This window comes from Vibrio ouci, from assembly GCF_004551525.1.
GTDB lineage: Bacteria > Pseudomonadota > Gammaproteobacteria > Enterobacterales > Vibrionaceae > Vibrio > Vibrio ouci.
On the sequence record NZ_SATR01000303.1, the window covers coordinates 1 to 599 of the forward strand.

Annotated in this window: 1 tRNA gene and 1 rRNA gene; both read right to left on the bottom strand. The window is 42.9% G+C overall.

Annotated elements, in window-relative coordinates:
- Nucleotides 1–281: 281 nt before the first annotated feature.
- Nucleotides 282–357 (bottom strand) — tRNA-Glu (locus tag ELS82_RS25745).
- Nucleotides 358–458: 101 nt separating this feature from the next.
- Nucleotides 459–599 (bottom strand): 16S ribosomal RNA (locus ELS82_RS25750); the annotation flags it as partial.

Below are 599 nucleotides of genomic sequence, written 5' to 3' on the forward strand. Positions count from 1 at the left end.
TACAACCCCAAAGGGTCTTTACGTCAAACAACCAAAGTTGTCTGCATTTTTATACATGTGCAGACTCGATTTTGCCGGACTCAATTTTGAATAGTCACTWAAAGTGACATTCCCAAGAACACTTGAATGTGTTGTATTGGTGTTTGTCWTAAAGACAAACATTGAGAACTTTACAATCAACAATACATTGTTGATTTGTCAGCTTTCCAAATTGTTAAAGAGCTAATCACTTCCGAAGAAGTAACCATTTTTAAAAGCACTTAAGAAAGTACGCTTAAAGATGGTATCCCGTAGGGGAGTCGAACCCCTGTTACCGCCGTGAAAGGGCGGTGTCCTAGGCCTCTAGACGAACGGGACACTAAAAAAGGGCTCTTAATAAGACATATCAATCTGTGTGGACACTCATCGTGACGCATTTGTCTTCACTTTTAAAAAGTGAAAGCAAACTGTCCATCGTATAAGGAGGTGATCCAGCCCCAGGTTCCCCTAGGGCTACCTTGTTACGACTTCACCCCAGTCATGAACCACAAAGTGGTAAGCGTTCTCCCGAAGGTTAAACTACCTACTTCTTTTGCAGCCCACTCCCATGGTGTGACGGG